General features: G+C 63.6%; 12 protein-coding genes. 4 read left to right on the forward strand and 8 right to left on the reverse strand.

Annotation, left to right across the window (positions count from 1 at the left end):
* The first annotated feature begins 352 nt into the window (after nt 1-352).
* The 3 genes from dctP to KUW18_RS16145 are packed head-to-tail and all read left to right on the forward strand — an operon-like array spanning nt 353 to nt 3,383.
* Nucleotides 353-1,438, forward strand: coding sequence for a TRAP transporter substrate-binding protein DctP (gene dctP, locus KUW18_RS16135; protein ID WP_261396740.1), 1,086 nt, complete (start codon nt 353-355; stop codon nt 1,436-1,438).
* A 34-nt stretch (nt 1,439-1,472) separates the two neighbouring features.
* Nucleotides 1,473-2,057: a TRAP transporter small permease gene (locus KUW18_RS16140; RefSeq protein ID WP_222561862.1), complete on the forward strand. Its 585-nt coding sequence runs from the start codon at nt 1,473-1,475 to the stop codon at nt 2,055-2,057.
* 27 nt (nt 2,058-2,084) lie between these two features.
* Complete coding sequence (locus tag KUW18_RS16145) at nt 2,085-3,383, forward strand: TRAP transporter large permease (protein WP_222238830.1); 1,299 nt, start codon at nt 2,085-2,087, stop codon at nt 3,381-3,383.
* Between the two features lie 528 nt (nt 3,384-3,911).
* Here the strand turns inward: KUW18_RS16145 and KUW18_RS16150 are convergent.
* The 3 genes from KUW18_RS16150 to KUW18_RS16160 form a co-directional block, all read right to left on the reverse strand.
* Nucleotides 3,912-5,420: an aldehyde dehydrogenase gene (locus KUW18_RS16150; RefSeq protein WP_222561863.1), complete on the reverse strand. Its 1,509-nt coding sequence runs from the start codon at nt 5,418-5,420 to the stop codon at nt 3,912-3,914.
* 49 nt (nt 5,421-5,469) lie between these two features.
* Nucleotides 5,470-6,843, reverse strand: coding sequence for an NAD(P)/FAD-dependent oxidoreductase (locus KUW18_RS16155; RefSeq protein WP_222561864.1), 1,374 nt, complete (start codon nt 6,841-6,843; stop codon nt 5,470-5,472).
* 64 nt (nt 6,844-6,907) lie between these two features.
* Complete coding sequence (locus KUW18_RS16160; RefSeq protein WP_222561865.1) at nt 6,908-7,810, reverse strand: dihydrodipicolinate synthase family protein; 903 nt, start codon at nt 7,808-7,810, stop codon at nt 6,908-6,910.
* A gap of 283 nt (nt 7,811-8,093) precedes the next feature.
* Between KUW18_RS16160 and KUW18_RS16165 the strand changes: the two genes are divergently transcribed.
* Nucleotides 8,094-9,068, forward strand: a complete 975-nt coding sequence (locus tag KUW18_RS16165) for a LysR family transcriptional regulator (RefSeq protein ID WP_222561866.1) — start codon at nt 8,094-8,096, stop codon at nt 9,066-9,068.
* A gap of 41 nt (nt 9,069-9,109) precedes the next feature.
* Here the strand turns inward: KUW18_RS16165 and glnE are convergent, their stop codons facing one another.
* The 5 genes from glnE to KUW18_RS16190 all read right to left on the reverse strand — a co-directional run bounded on the left by glnE (nt 9,110) and on the right by KUW18_RS16190 (nt 15,036).
* Nucleotides 9,110-12,079: a bifunctional [glutamate--ammonia ligase]-adenylyl-L-tyrosine phosphorylase/[glutamate--ammonia-ligase] adenylyltransferase gene (gene glnE / locus KUW18_RS16170; protein WP_222561867.1), complete on the reverse strand. Its 2,970-nt coding sequence runs from the start codon at nt 12,077-12,079 to the stop codon at nt 9,110-9,112.
* 122 nt (nt 12,080-12,201) lie between these two features.
* A complete protein-coding gene (locus KUW18_RS16175; protein ID WP_206940597.1) occupies nt 12,202-12,576 on the reverse strand; it encodes a diacylglycerol kinase in 375 nt (124 codons plus the stop codon).
* Nucleotides 12,577-12,614: 38 nt separating this feature from the next.
* On the reverse strand, nt 12,615-14,093 hold the full coding sequence (gene dacB / locus KUW18_RS16180; RefSeq protein WP_242520708.1) for a D-alanyl-D-alanine carboxypeptidase/D-alanyl-D-alanine-endopeptidase: 1,479 nt from the start codon (nt 14,091-14,093) through the stop codon (nt 12,615-12,617).
* 200 nt (nt 14,094-14,293) lie between these two features.
* Nucleotides 14,294-14,623, reverse strand: a complete 330-nt coding sequence (locus tag KUW18_RS16185) for a DMT family transporter (RefSeq protein WP_206940600.1) — start codon at nt 14,621-14,623, stop codon at nt 14,294-14,296.
* On the reverse strand, nt 14,620-15,036 hold the full coding sequence (locus tag KUW18_RS16190) for a PACE efflux transporter (RefSeq protein WP_222163957.1): 417 nt from the start codon (nt 15,034-15,036) through the stop codon (nt 14,620-14,622). The genes KUW18_RS16185 and KUW18_RS16190 overlap by 4 nt, the downstream gene beginning before the upstream one ends.
* Nucleotides 15,037-15,110: the final 74 nt, after the last annotated feature.

Genomic DNA, 15,110 nt, shown 5'->3' on the forward strand with positions numbered 1-15,110 from the left:
TTTTTCTCGCCCCGCCCACTACCGCCAATCGCCCATCCGCACAGCGCTCATGCCCGAAGACGTCCGCTACACGTCTCGGGAGTCAGCGCGAGATGCACAGCAACTTATTGATGCAAAAGACGTTATTGTCCACCACCGGTCAACCATGACGAAAAGTACGGGCTTAGGGTCAGTAAATGTCATTTCCCCGTTCCCCCGCCATTTCATAGCGTGTCATGCATGGCATTGTGCTCATCGCGAGCATCATCTCGAGCACCATCGAGAGCACCATGCCTGGGCAAGACACGGCGTGATACATCGCCCATAAGGGGCCGATCACGCACGTCATAACAAGGACAAATGGCAACACACTATGAATCCAACTCTATCTTCGATGGTCATGGCGGCCGCGGTCCTGTCGGTGCCCTTGCTGACAGCATCTGATAGTGCCGATGCCAGTGACAGGGCCTTCAGGCTCATCCTGGCCACCGAATCAGGTGACCGAGAATCTCCCCACGGCAAGGCCATACACCGGGTGGCGGCACTGGTGGAAGACGCCAGCGGCGGCAGAATCCGGGTCAACGAGTTTTACCAGGGTGAGATTGGCGGGCCCCAGGAGCTGTTTGACCAGCTGCTGCGAGGCAATGTCGACATGATGCTGACCTGGCCGCACACCTCCTACGATGAGCGGCTCAGCGTTCTGCACCTGCCCTACCTCAGCACCAGCTGGGAAGAAGCGCTCTCCACCTATGGCCGTGATGGATGGCTGACCCAGGTCGCCGATCCCATCTTTTCCGACATGGGTCTGCACTACCTCGGCCCCTTCCCCGAGGGTTTCGGCGGCGTTGCCACCCGCGGCAGCTATGCCACCACCTATGAGCAGGCACGCAAGATCAAGGTCCGCTCCCAGCCGATATTCCCGCTGCCGAAGACCATACAGGCGCTGGGTTTCCAGGCGGTGCCGATTGACTGGTCCGAGGTCTACACCTCGATCCAGACCGGTGTGGTCGATGGCGACTCCAGCAACGTCATCTACTGGGACTATGTCTACTTCGGCGAGCTTCTGGACTACTTCGTCCACACCCGGCACAACTTTTCTTTCTATACGTTCCTGATCAATCAGCAGGAATGGGATGAGATGGACGCCGAGGATCGCAAGATCATCTCCAGCGCCGTCGATACCGTGGTGGAAGAACAGTTTGCCAGCGCCAGGGCAGAGGATGAGAAGTGGATTGCCGCGGCCCAGGCCGATGGCATGGAGTACATCCAGCCCAGCGATGAAGAGCTGGCCAACTGGGTCGAACGCGTCAGAGACAGCGTCTGGGATGAGGCCGAGGACATTCTCGGCGAGCAGGTCATGCAGGAAGTCAGGTCTCGTGTGACGCCGGTCGGCACCTCCGATGAGGCGGCCATGACCGCCCACCGGCAGGGGCTTGCCACCCAAGAGCCCCGCTTGTGATGCCCTCGCGGCCTCCAGCGACAGGAGATTGGACATGAACAACAGCAGCAGCACCACACCACCTCAAGACACTTCCTCCGCGGCCAACTCCCGACCCGCACACGCCGTCGACCGGATGGTGGTGTCCTGCCTCAACGTACTGGTCATCATTCTTGGGCTCTTTCTCGCCGTCAGCATGGCCCTTGGCATTGCCTTTCGAGTGCTCTTCGATGCTCCTCTGTTCGGCCTGGAAGAGCTGGTACTGATGGCGGCCATGTGGTTCTACATGCTGGGCGCGGTCCTGGCCTCCCACGAGCGTTCTCACCTCAGCGCCGACTTCGTGAAGGCATTTGCAAAGAATCGGCGTTTTCGGCGCGGCGTGAAGATCTTGAGCACCGCCATCTCACTCGGGATCTGTGCCTGCTTCTTCACCTGGAGCATGAGCCTGGTGCTGTGGGCCATTGAGCGGGGACAGATCACACCGGTCTTCGGCATCCCGCTCTACGTGCCACAGGCCAGCTTTGTGGTCGCCAGTCTGCTGATGCTGGTGTACCTGGTCCGCGACCTGGTGCTGGATATTGACGCCTTCCGTCAACCGGTCAGTCCCCGCCCCGAACAGCCGTCTCACAACAACCCATAAGACACCCTATCAACAGGAGGGCTCGCCATGGGAGCCATCATTGCCATCATTGCCGTCATCATCCTGATGATCATCGGCGTTCCGGTGGTCTTTTCCTTCGCCGCCATGACCTTGATCCTGTCATTTCTCTACGACATCGACATCTCGGCGCTCATGACCACCGGTTACTGGTCCATCAATTCGATCATTCTGCTGGCCTTGCCGCTATTCATCATGACCGGCTACCTGATGCAATCCGGCGGCATCGCCGCCCGCCTTATCACCTTCGCCGAGTCGGTGGTGGGCAAGTCTCGCAGCGGCATGGGCTCGGCCATGGTGGTCTCCTGCGGCATCTTCGGGGCGATTTCCGGCACCGCCTCTGCCGCCGTGGCCTCCATCGGCACCATCATGATCGGTCCCATGGAGAAGCACGGCTATCGTCGCCAGTACTCCACCGCCCTGGTGGGTATCTCATCGTTGCTCGGGCTGTTGATCCCCCCCAGTATCACCATGATTCTGTACGCGGTGGTGACGCGCCAGTCGGTCGCTGCGGTATTTCTGGCCACCATCGGCCCTGGCATCCTGCTGATGATCCTGCTGTGCATCATCAATGCCCTGCGCACCCACAAGCACCCTCGCTATACATCGACGCGGACCGAATGGGGTCAGCGCTTTGCCGAGATCGGCCGTTCCGGCTGGCAGGCGTTCCCCGCGCTGATGCTGCCGGTGATCATCCTGGGTGGCATCTATGGCGGCATCTTCACGCCCACAGAAGCCGCTGCGGTGGCGCTGGTGTATGCGATTCCGGTTGGCTTCTTCGTCTATCGTCAGCTGGATGTGAAAGAGCTCGGGCGCTGCCTGATCAGGGCCGCCTCCACCACTGGCGTCATCATGATCATCCTGGTCTTCTCCTTCGTCGCCAGCCGTATCTTCACCTATGAGAGAGTGCCGCAGCAGCTGACCACGGTGTTGCTGGAAGTCTTCGAGAACAAGCTGCTGATCCTGCTGATGGTCAACGTCTTCCTGATCCTGATGGGCATGATCATGGATGACGTCAGCGTCGTCGCGATTCTCAGCCCGCTGCTGCTGCCGGTGATGGAAAGCATCGGCATCCATCCGGTGCACTTCGCTGCCATTGTCGGCACCAGCGTGGTCATTGGCTGCAACAGCCCACCCATGGCACCGATATTGTTCATGAGCTGTCGAATCGGCGAGGTCGGAATGTCTCAGGTGATGCGACCGGCGCTGTTCTTCATGGCCACCGCCGCCCTGCCGGTCATGCTGGTCACCACCTACTGGCCGTCGCTGTCGCTGTTCCTGCCTCGCCTGCTGGGCTACATCAACTGATCGGCGAGCTCTACACACCAGCCAAGTCCTGACGCAGGCGCCAGACGATATCCTCATCGCCTGGTGCCTGCGTTTTTCTGGACGCCCCCTCCAGCGCTTTCTTTACTCACCTTCTTCAGGCGACATCGGCCAGGACCCAGCGGTCACTTCTCAGCGTGACCTGCGTGCCTCCCGGCGGACATCCCCCCATATCTTGCTCCGCCACCGTCGCAGGGTCTGCGCTTGTGCAAGAGACCTGCCTGGAGAGGATTGCACTACCGATACACGGAGGGCCGAGCGGTGCGCGGCGAGAAGCACGGCCGCCAGCGACCACACCAGCCAAAAAAACCGCCAGGACCGGGGCCGTGGCGGAAAGACAGCAGGGATACAGACGGAAGAGAGGTGTGAGAGAGGTGAGAGAAAGGTGAGAGAAAGGTGAGAGGGGCTCATCCACAGGGACGGGCCATGGGCCTTCGCCCCTCTCTCGATCTCAGCGCCAGCGGCATCAACATCAGCGGTATCAGCGCCAGCGGATGACGCGAAGATGCATCACTGCTGTCCGGAAAGCTGAATCCAGGTCGTCTTCATTTCGCAGTACTGGTCGTGGGCATAGATCGACTTGTCACGCCCGCCGAAGCCAGACTGCTTGAAGCCACCAAAGGGAGTGGTGATATCGCCTTCCGAGAAGCAGTTGACCGAGACAGTACCTGCGCGGATCGCCCTCGCCATGCGGTGTGCTCGGCTCAGGTTCTCGGTATACAGCGAGGCGGCCAGGCCGTAGCAGGTATCATTGGCCACCGCCACGGCCTCGTCTTCACTGTCCACCACGATAATCGCCAGTACCGGCCCGAAGATCTCGTCCACCGCCAGTGACGACGTCGGCGGCACCTCATCGAAGATGGTGGGCGCGACAAAGTAGCCACGCTCGCCGAGGCGCTCCCCTCCGGTGACCAGCTTGAGCCCCTCGCGGCGCCCCGCCTCGATGTGAGACAGCACCTTGTCCAGGTGATCTCGCTCGATCAGCGCCCCCAACTGCACCTCAGGATCGAGGGGGTCGCCGAGCCGCCAGTCACGCTCGAGCTGGGTGGTAAGTTCCTTGAGCAGGGCGTCCTTGACGCCACGCTGAACGATCAGCCGCGAGCCCGCCGAGCAGTTTTCCCCCATGTTCCAGAACGCCGAGGCCAGCACGTTGCTCGCCACCGAGGCCAGGTCACCGGCATCGTCCATCACGATCTGCGGGTTCTTGCCGCCACATTCGAGCACGACACGCTTGAGATTGCTGGCCGCCGAATACTCGAGGAAGCGGCGTCCGATCTCGGTGGAGCCGGTAAAGGCGGCCAGGTCGATATCCGGATGCAGGCCAATGGCCTTGCCGGTCACATGACCAAGCCCCGTCACGACATTGAGCACGCCATCGGGCAGGCCCGCCTCACGCCCCAGCTCTGCCAGGCGCAGCGTACTCAGCGAGGTCAGCTCCGCGGGCTTGAGCACGACGCTGTTACCCGCAGCCAGCGCCGGACCCAGCTTCCAGCCAGCCATCATGGCCGGAAAGTTCCAGGGCAATACCGCACCCACCACGCCAATCGGCTCCCGCGTGATCATCGACACCACGTCATCCCCTGCCGGCGACAGGGCATCGTAGATCTTGTCGATGGCCTCGGCGTGCCAGCGCAGCGTGTTGGCGGTGTCGGGGATATCGACGTTGTAGCACTCGCCGATGGGCTTGCCTGCTTCCAGGCTCTCGAGCAGCGCAAGCTCCAGGCAGTGGTCTTCTATCAGGTCGGCAAACCGCAAGAGCACCGCCTTGCGCTCCGCCGGTGGGCGCCGCGACCAGTCACCGGCATCGAAGACCCGCCGCGCTGCCGTCACGGCAGCGTCCACGTCGGCCTCGTCACAGGCGGCCACCTGGGTCAGCGCCTCGCCGGTGGCGGGGTTGAGGGTGGTGAACGTCTCACCACTCAAGGCATCGACAAAGCGGCCGTCGATAAAGGCCTGGTGCGGAAGCTTCAAGGTATCGATGGCGGCCTCAATGGCGCCGCGATCCAGACTATCGGTCATTGTGATTATCCTCTTGGTATCCCGATCATGGGCAGCAGGCAGGCTCGGCTCAGCGCTCGATGCCGGCCTGCCACTCCTTCCACGCCAAGGTCGAGCGCACGCCCAGACCCAGCCACGGCTCGGGCGGATTGCGGCAGGGCCTGGGCTGCTTCAACATTAGCGCCAGCACGTCGCTGTCGACGCCACTGGCAAACTCGGCGATGGACTTGCCGGCCAGGGTGCCCCTGGTCAGGCCAAGACCGTTCTGACACAGCGCGCTGTAGAGTCCCGGTGCCAGCTCGCCGAAAGGCGCGCCGCCATTGCGCGACAGACACAGTGCGCCTCCCCAGGTATGGGTCATCTCGACGTTGTCGAACATCGGGAAGCGTCGTCGGAACGATCGCTGGTGGATCTCACGGACACGCCTCAGTACCGCCGCATCGGCCTTGAGCGAGGGCCGATAGCGGAAAGAGTTGCGAATGCAGATCCGGCCATTGCCCAGGCGCCTGACGGTGGTACCCATGGGGTCCGCCGGGACCAGCCCCCAGCAGGGATCACCGCCTAGCCGGATGGCTTCGCCAGCGTCCAGTGGACGCGTCATGCTGGCGAAGGTGTAGATCGGCAGCATCCGTCCACTGAGCCCGAGCCCAGGCAGCCTGGACGCGTAGGCGTTGGTCGCCAGGATCAAGCGCGGCGTGGTCAGCGCCCCCTGGCGTGTGATCAATCGATGGGGCGATCCGATCTCCAGGGTCTGGATCGGACTTTCCTCGAACAGCCTGACGTTCTCCGGCAGGCTCGCCCCCAGCCCGCGTACCAGCGCAGCGGGCTGCACCAGCACACAACCAGGCGCATGCAGGCCGCCGCAGTAGAAGGGGCTGCCGGTGATTCGAGCCATATCACGACCATCGAGGGCGGTGTAGGGTTCGCCCAGGGCGTCGAGCCCCAGGGCGAAATCCTCCAGATCCGCGAGTCCCTGTGGCTCGGCAGCACCGTGGAGCTTGCCTCGCTCCTGCCAATCGCAGGCGATGTCATGCTTCCTGACGATCTGGCGCAGCCAGTCGATGGCGACGCGATTCAGGCGAATCTGATCTCGATCCACCTGGCAGTCACCGGTATAGCTGTGCGACCTCAGGTCATGGGGCAGGTCGATCATGAAGCCAGAGTTGCGGCCGGCCGTCCCGAAGCCGACCCGCGAGGCCTCGACCAGGGCGATGGAAGACTGCGGATGCAACTCGGCCAGCCGCCGGGCGGCGGCCAGGCCAGCTAGCCCCGCGCCCAGCACGACCCAGTCGGCACACTGCTGTCCCATCAGGACAGTGCTTGCCGGGGGTAAAGGCAGCATCTCGTACCAGGCATTGCATCCATCGGAGTGCGGGCTCGGCAGACCCAGCTGCCGCCTGCCGACGGCACCTGCGTGACTCAATGGGTCACGCTCAAAAGACATCACAGTCGTCATTGGCTAGTCGTCATTGGCAAGTCGTTGAAGTCGTCACCTTAGTGGCTGAGCCCTAGCGATCGTGGCGCCTAAGCATTTCGATGATGGCCGCCAGTTCACGACGTTCGTCCTCGGCAAGCGCGAGCAACGGCGCCCGCGTGGGGCCCACCGGATGTCCGACCAGCTCACACCCCGCCTTGATGGACTGACAGAACTTGCCGCCCTGCTCCAACAGGTTGAGCATCGGCAGCAGCCGGGTCGCCAGTTCACGACCGGCGATGAAGTTCTTCTCCTCCACGCAGCTGCGATACAGCGCCACGTGCTCGGGAGCCAGAAAATTGCCGGCACCGCAGACCCAGCTGCGCGCGCCCCAGACAAAGAACTCCAGCACCTGATCGTCCATGCCGCAGCACAGCTGCAGATGGTCGGCATGCTCGGTGGCCAACGCGTGCAGGCGCTCGATGGAACCGGTGCTCTCCTTGATCGCCTGGACATTGGGACGCGCGCGCAGTGCGTCGAGCAGCTCGAGGCTCATGGGCACGCCGGTGCGGTCGGGAAAGTTGTAGAGCATGATCGGCAGGTCGACGGCGTCATCGATGCGCTCGATGTGGGCGCGCAACTCATCCTGAGTCGGGTGACTGTAAAAGGGTGCCGCCACCAGAATGCCATCGACGCCTGCGTCCCTGGCGGCCTTGCCCAGCGCCAGGCTCTCGTCGGTGGTCGTGCTGTTGATGCCGGCAATGACCGGGATGGAACGCTGCCCCAAGGTGGCCAGATGGTCGACCACGGCAGAGATAGTGGCCAGCCGCTCGGCATGATCCAGCGCATAGTATTCACCGGTGGTGCCGCCCACGATCAGGCCATGCACCCCTTGCTCCACCAGCAGGTCGACCAGCCCTGTCAGCGCCGGATAATCGATACGGTTGGCGTCATCGAAAGGGGTGACGATGGGCACCCAGATACCATCGAAATTCATGCCAGGTCCTCGTTGTTGTGTGGTTACGGTGTCCTGCGACGGCGCTTCGGCCAGCACCAGCAGGAGACGAGCCGACAGTGAGCCGGGGAATGGTTCGCTGCCACGGATCAGCTTATGAAGGGTGCTGGCGGGGCGGAATCAACCTTTACTGCCGAGAAGTCATGACCTCAGGTCATGGTTGAGCAAGCGCAATAGAACGGCGCTTGCGTGACATGTCAGCGGCCGGCAGATCGCATATGCTGGAGGGGTCGCCGCCCCCTCAATACCAAAGCGAGCCGTGCCCATGACGATTCCCACTGCCCCGGACCAGACGCTCATCAGGATGCCTTCCCTGCGCGCGGTCAGATCCTTCGTGGCAGCGGCCAAGTACTTGAACTTCACCCGAGCCGCCGAGTCGCTCTGTGTGACGCAGGCGGCCATCAGCCGCCAGATTCGCGAGCTCGAAGATCATCTTGGAACACCACTGTTCACCCGTACTGGCCGCTCCGTGGAATTAACCCCGGCCGGCTCGATCTTCTTCGACGCAGCACAGCTCTCGTTTCTGAACATTGCCCAGGCGGCAGATCGCATTCGGCGTGAGCAGGCACGCCCGGCGCGACGACAGTTGACGGTGTGCTGTTCGCCGGCATTTTCGGCGCTATGGATGGCCAGCCGCCTGCCCAGCTTCTTCAGTGCCAATCCGGACATCGACCTCAACTTGGTCACTACCCAGAACTTCCTGTCACTGGACCCCGGGCTGAAGCCAGATCTCTTCATCACCAAGATGTCACGGTTGCGGGAGGGCTATCTGAGCGTGGCGCTGTTTCACGATGAGATCTTCCCCATCTGCACGCCGCGCTATCTACGCGACCACCCGGAGGTGGCGTCGCTGGACACCATGCGTGACGGCACTTTGCTGAACCTGACGCCCTACGGTCGTTCCCAGGTTGCCGAGCACGTGGACTGGAGCGTATGGCTGTCGATGCACGGCATGTCGCTGGACCAGCGCCCGGCAGACGCTCCCCACGTGTTCAATGCCAATGACTACAACCTGTTGATCGAGATGGTGTTGAGCGACCAGGGGGTGGCGCTGGGCTGGGGCCATCTGGTGGAGCATCTGCTGCGCCAGGGGCGGTTGGTGCGCCCGGTCAACGAGCAGATCGTGCTGAACGACACTCACCACTACCTGCTCTACCGGGAAGAGTGCGAGAACGACGAGGCATTCGAAAGATTCAAGCGCTGGTTTACCGCGCAGTTCCCGGAGCGCCAGGTGGCCTGATCCGGCCTGGCACCAGCGCTCCGAGAGCCTTGATAAAGGCCCTAGGCCTCGGGCTCCAGCCAGCGCCGCCAGGCGTCGATGACCACCTGCCGATGGGCCTTGAACTCGACCACATCGCCGCGGGCGGTCTCCCGGGTCAGCGCTGCACGGTGGTTGGCGCTGCGCGCGGCCAGGTAGGCATCACGCAGGGCCTGGGCCTCGTCGGGGGCCAGGTGACCGGTCTCTTCCAGGGTCTCGAGAATCCGCATGTTGTCGCTGAAGCGCATGAGCTCCGGCGTCTGATGGGACAGTGCCAGCACCGCGTACTGACACAGGAACTCGATATCGACCATGCCTCCGGGGTCGTGCTTGAGGTCAAAGGTGTCGTCACTGCCCTTTGACCCCAGGTGGTCACGCATCTTGTGGCGCATCTTGACCACTTCATCGCGCAGGGCGTCTTGCTCGCGCTCGCTGCCGAGAATATCGCGGCGTACCTGCTCGAAGGCCTCGGTCAGCTCGGCACTGCCGGCCACCACACGGGAGCGCACCAGCGCCTGGTGCTCCCAGGTCCAGGCCTGCTCGCGCTGATAGTCGGCAAAGGCGCTCAGGGGACTGACCAGCAGACCGGCATTGCCAGAGGGGCGCAGTCGCATGTCGACCTCGTAGAGCGACCCGGCTGGCGTCACCGCCGACAGCAGGTGGATGATGCGCTGTCCCAGGCGGGTGAAAAAGACGGTGTTGTCGATCGGGCGCTTGCCGTCGGTCTCGCCCTGGGACGCGCAGTCATGCAGAAACACCAGGTCGAGGTCCGAGCCATAGCCCAGCTCAATGCCGCCGAGCTTGCCGTAGCCGACGACCAGAAACGCCGGGGACTCGCCCACCCGCTCGCCATCCTTGCCAAGCGGAAAGCCATGCTTGCGGGTCAGGGTCTTCCAGGCCATCACCAGCACCGCGTCGAGAATCACCTCGGCGATGTAGGTGAGATAATCGCTGACCTTCATCAGGTGACGGGTGCCGGCGATGTCGGAGGCCGCCACATGCAGCACCTGGGCGTGCTTGAACACCCGCAGGGCTTCCAGCTGGGCCTCTTCATCATCCTCGGGGATCCGCGCCAGGGTCTGGCGCAGCTCATCGGCCAGACGCTGCTTGTCGGCCGGGGTATAGAGGGTGTCAGGCGTCAGCAGCTCATCCAACAGGATCGGATAACGGGCGATCTGCTCGGCGATCCAGGGACTCGCGCCACACAGCTTCATCAGGTGGCCCAGGGCGTCCGGGTTCTCCCGCAGCAGGGCCAGGTAGGCGGTGCGCCTGAGCACCGCCTCGATCAGCGGCAGCACTCGCTCGAGTGACGCATCGGGTGCTTCGCTGTCGGCCAGCGCGTCCAGCAGCATCGGCATCAGCGCGTCAAGGCGCTCAAAGCCCACCCGCTGCATGGCCTGAACCTGGCGCGATCCCGCCAGGCCCTTGATCCGCTTGAGCGCGGTGGCGGCGTCTTCGAAGCCAGCCCGCGCCAGCGTGGCCTCGGCCTCCTCGTCGTCCGGCTCGCCGCGCCACAGCTGGCGCCAGGTTTCGAGGTTGGCGCCCTCCTCCGGGTCCTCTTCGACCTCGTCTTCGGGATCGCTGATCACCGCATCGAAGTGCTGGCGGACCCGTGCGCGCACCTCATCCAGCTGCGCCATCAGCGCCGGCCAGTCCTTGGCGTCCATGGCCAGCGCCACTCGCTCGCGGTCGAGCTCGTCATCGGGCAGGGCCTGGGTCTGGCGATCCTCCAGCGCCTGGATGGCGTGCTCCAGATCACGCAGGAAGGCGTAATCCGGCAGCAGCTCGTCGACCACGCCCTGGGGCAACAGGCCGAGCTCCGGCAGACGCTGCATGGCGGTCTTCAACGAGGTGACCTGAAGCTCGGTATCACGCCCACCGCGAATCAGCTGAAAGGCCTGAACGATAAACTCGACCTCGCGGATGCCGCCGGGGCCCAGCTTGATGTTGCCCTGCATGCCCTTGCGCCGGACCTCGCGATTGATCATCGCCTTGAGCTCCCTCAGCGACTCGATGGCACCGAAGTCCAGGTACTTGCGATAGACGAAGGGGCGAATACTCGACAGCAGCTCGTAGCCGGCATCGATATCGCCGGCCACCGGGCGCGCCTTGAGCATGGCGTAGCGCTCCCACTCGCGGCCCTGATCCTGGTAGTAGCCTGCCAGTGAGGCAAAGCTGCCGACCAGTGGCCCGCCGTCCCCCAGCGGCCGCAGGCGCATGTCGACGCGAAAGACGAAGCCGTCGGCGGTCACCGGGTCCAGGGCCGAAATGAGCTTCTGCCCGAGCTTGGTGAAGTACTCGACGTGGTCCAGCGCCTTGCGCCCGCCCTGGGTCTCGCCCTTCTCGGGATAGGCTAAGATCAGGTCGATATCCGACGACAGGTTCAGCTCGCCGGCGCCCAGCTTGCCCATGCCGAGCACCACCAGGCGCTGCTCGCTGCCGTCCCCGCGGGGCGCGGGGCGTCCCCAGCGGGCCTCGACAAAGCGCTCGAGCCAGCCAAGCGCACCTTCCAGGCAGACCTCGGCCAGGCGCGACACCGCGGCACCAGTGGCCCAGGCATCGATGCCCTCAGGGCGATTGATATCACGCCACACGATCCCCAGCATGCGCGCGGCACGAAAGCGGCGTACGGCTGCCTGCATGGCAGCCTCGTCGTCGGCCGACGCCAGGACCTCATCCAACAGCTCCTGGAGCTCTGCAAGGCTCAGCGCACGATCCAGCTCGCCGCTGGAGTCCAACCAGCCCAGCCATTGGGGATAGCGCACCAGCGTCTCGGCGGCAAACTCGGAGATCGCCAGCACTCGGGCAAGTTCGACCCGTCGATGGGTTTCGAGCGCCTGATACAGCTCACCGGGGGGCTCGCTGCCGCTCATCTCGGCGATGTTGTCCGCCTGATCGATACGCGCGGCCAGGCGTCCCCATGCCTTGTCCAGAGCACCGTGCAAGGCAGCCGGAATATCATCGCGGGGAAGAAAGTCCGGGCTCTGTTCCATGGCGGCTCTCCTTGTTCGTCATCGTCGCCGTGCGCTTCAGCCGGCGGTTTATGCCTCGGTTCATACCCTGAGCATAAACAAGCGCGGCGGTCCCGACACCCTCCGCAGGTGCAAGATGGCCGTCAGCCCATCAAGAACTTCTCGGCGGCCAGCAACGCCCAGGTCAATCCCGCCATGAACAGCGCCAGCATCACTGCGGCGGAACCAATATCCTTGGCTCGCCCGGACAGCACATGGCGCTCGGGCCCGATGCGATCGACCACGCTCTCGATGGCGCTGTTGACCAGCTCCACGATCAGCACCATGAAGCAGCTGCCCACCAGCAGAATCCACTCCACCGGGGTATCGCCAATCCACCAGGCCAGCGGTACCAGCACCATGCACAGCCCCAGCTCCTGGCGGAAGGCCGATTCATGACGAAAGGCCGCTCGCAATCCCTTCAATGAGTAACGCGTCGAGTGAATCAGGTGGCGCCAGCCGGTGTGTCCGGGCTTCATGAGACTTCCTCGTGCAGCGGGACGCGTTCCTGCGTCCCTCAGTGGTTGGCAATCATGCGATCCAGATCGAGAGATACCAGGTCAAGCACCCTGGACCAGCTGATATAGGGCGTGGAGGAGGTGCCGTTGACCAGCACCGTGAATACCCCGAAGCGATGGCTTGCGGTACGGAAGTAACCGGTCACGGCACGCACCGCCACCGGCTGGTTAAGCGTGCCGGTCTTCACCGTGACGTGGCTCTGGAAGGTCGACGACCCCCGTCGAATGAAGCGCATCGGGCCATTGGTGGGCGCCTGCAGTCCTGCGTTGAACACCGGGAACAGGTCGGCTCGCTGGAACATGTACTCCAGCAGGGCGTTACCCCCCATGGCGGATATCTTGTTGCCCGTGGTCAGGCCACTGCCGCTTTCCATGGTCGCTGCGCCATGACCTGGCACCTGGGCAATAAAGGTTTCCAGTGCCGTCCCGGCCTGGTCGAGCTCCGCCCTCGGCTGATCGACCAGATTCAGCGCCAGCACGTCGGCCATGTAGTTGTTGGAGTAGTTGAGCATACGCAGCAGAATTTCCTGCAGCGGCTTGCCATCCACCGCTGCCAGGCGCCGTGCGGAGGCCGGCGGCGGCTCGCTGGTCGTGGCCACGCCCCCTTCCACCGTGATTCCCATGCTCGCCAGCATGGCCTGGAAGGTGGCAGCCGTCTGCGCCGCGGGATCAGCGCTGGCACGGTAGACCTCACGGGGCAAGGCGTTGGAGGAAATCTGTCCACTGACCGTCAAGGTCTCGCCGGTGCTACCAGTGACTCGGGTGGCCTGCAGGCTGGTACCGGCATTGGCGCCCTGAGTGGTGACCTGATTGTTGACCGCGAACAGCGGCGCCTGGCTGTTGCAGCCGGTGATCCGCGCAGGGCCACCCACGGCGCCAGGGGCCACCTGCACGCACCAGCTGCCGTAGTTGACGCCGGCCGAGGTCAGCAGCGCACTGTAGGCATTGTCGGAACGCTCACGGGCGGTGCAGCGGTCGATGGTACGGCAGGTCACCGGACCAAAGCGCCACTGGCTGACGACCAGCCTGCCGGAGACACGCCGTACGCCCGCCTGGTGCAGCCGCTGACCCAGGCGCCACAGGTCTTCGCTGGTCAAACTGGGGTCGCCGCCGCCCACCAGCACCAGGTCGCCCGCCACGGTCCCGCCGGCATCCGGACGAGCGGTGCTGACCACATCGGTGGTAAAGCGATGCTGTGGCCCCCAGGCATCCAACGACGCTGCGGCGGTGTAGACCTTGGTGACCGATGCCGGCGTCAACAAGCGGCCCGGTTCCAGGCTACCCAGGGTTTCTGCTGGCGCGGCGCCCATTTCGAGCAAGCGTGCCTCGGCACTGACCTGGAAGCCCTGATTCGTCAATTCGGCAAGATTCGAGAAGCCCGCCGCCTGCACGCTGGCGGCAGGCACCATGACGGTAGCCAGCGTCAGCAACGCTGTGGTCATCAAGGCGGATATGGCGGATGAAGAGCGCGACGACATGAAGACTTCCCTGGGGTGGACGGACGTCACGCCGTTTCGACGCAACGAGGGCCGAGTCTACCGCCTGGCGCGACAGGATTCGACTGCGGGTCGATGACATGACCACGCCGCAGCGCTTATTGCTACCCGTCACGCTCATAGGGACGCCGACAAACCGTCACAGGGACGCCGAGAACCCGTCACAGGGACGCCGAGAACCGTCAGTGGGACGCCGTAGAAGAAAACAGCTGGATCACGCAGACCCCGCCAATGATCATGGCGAGCCCCACCAGGGCAGGCAGGTCGGGCTTCTCGCCGTAGACGATGATGCCGACCAGGGTCACCAGCACGATGCCAAGCCCCGCCCAGAAGGCGTAGGCGATCCCCACCGGTACGCTGCGCAGTACCAGCGACAGCAGGTAGAAGGCCGCCAGGTAGCCCACCACCACCACTACGCTGGGCCACAGCCGGGTGAATTCGTTGGAGGCTTTGAGCGCCGAGGTGGCAATGACCTCGGCGACGATGGCCAGTGCCAGATACAGATAACTCATCCGCTTGCTCCCTGAAGACGACGTTCGACGATCCGGTCGAACAGCGAATTGAAAACCATGGCATAGATCAGGAAGAACAGCATAAAGCCGGCGTCCAGCCAGAACGCTTCCACCAGACCGATGTTCATCCACCAGGCCACCGCAGGAAGCGTCATGACCAGTAGCCCGAGCTCGAAACCAAAGGCCTGGGCCAGACGCTGCTGCAAGGTGCGCCGGCGACTGGGGACCCAGCGATCGAACATCCAGTTCCACACCAGGTTCCACAGCATGGCGGCGGTGGCGAGCCCGGCCGCCAGCACTCCCATTTCGGCGAGGCCGTGACCGCTGAGCATGCTGGCCAGCGGCGTGACGATCACCAGCCCACCCAGCTCAAATGACACCATATGTACCAGACGTTCCTTCAAGGACCGCATCACGTTCACTCCCGCCCGAGGGCGTTGTCGCTTGACGATGCCGCCTATTCTAGGCCCTTGGCCGATGGATTCCA

Source organism: Halomonas sp. DP5Y7-2, from assembly GCF_019802025.1.
Taxonomy (GTDB): Bacteria; Pseudomonadota; Gammaproteobacteria; order Pseudomonadales; family Halomonadaceae; genus Halomonas; species Halomonas litopenaei_A.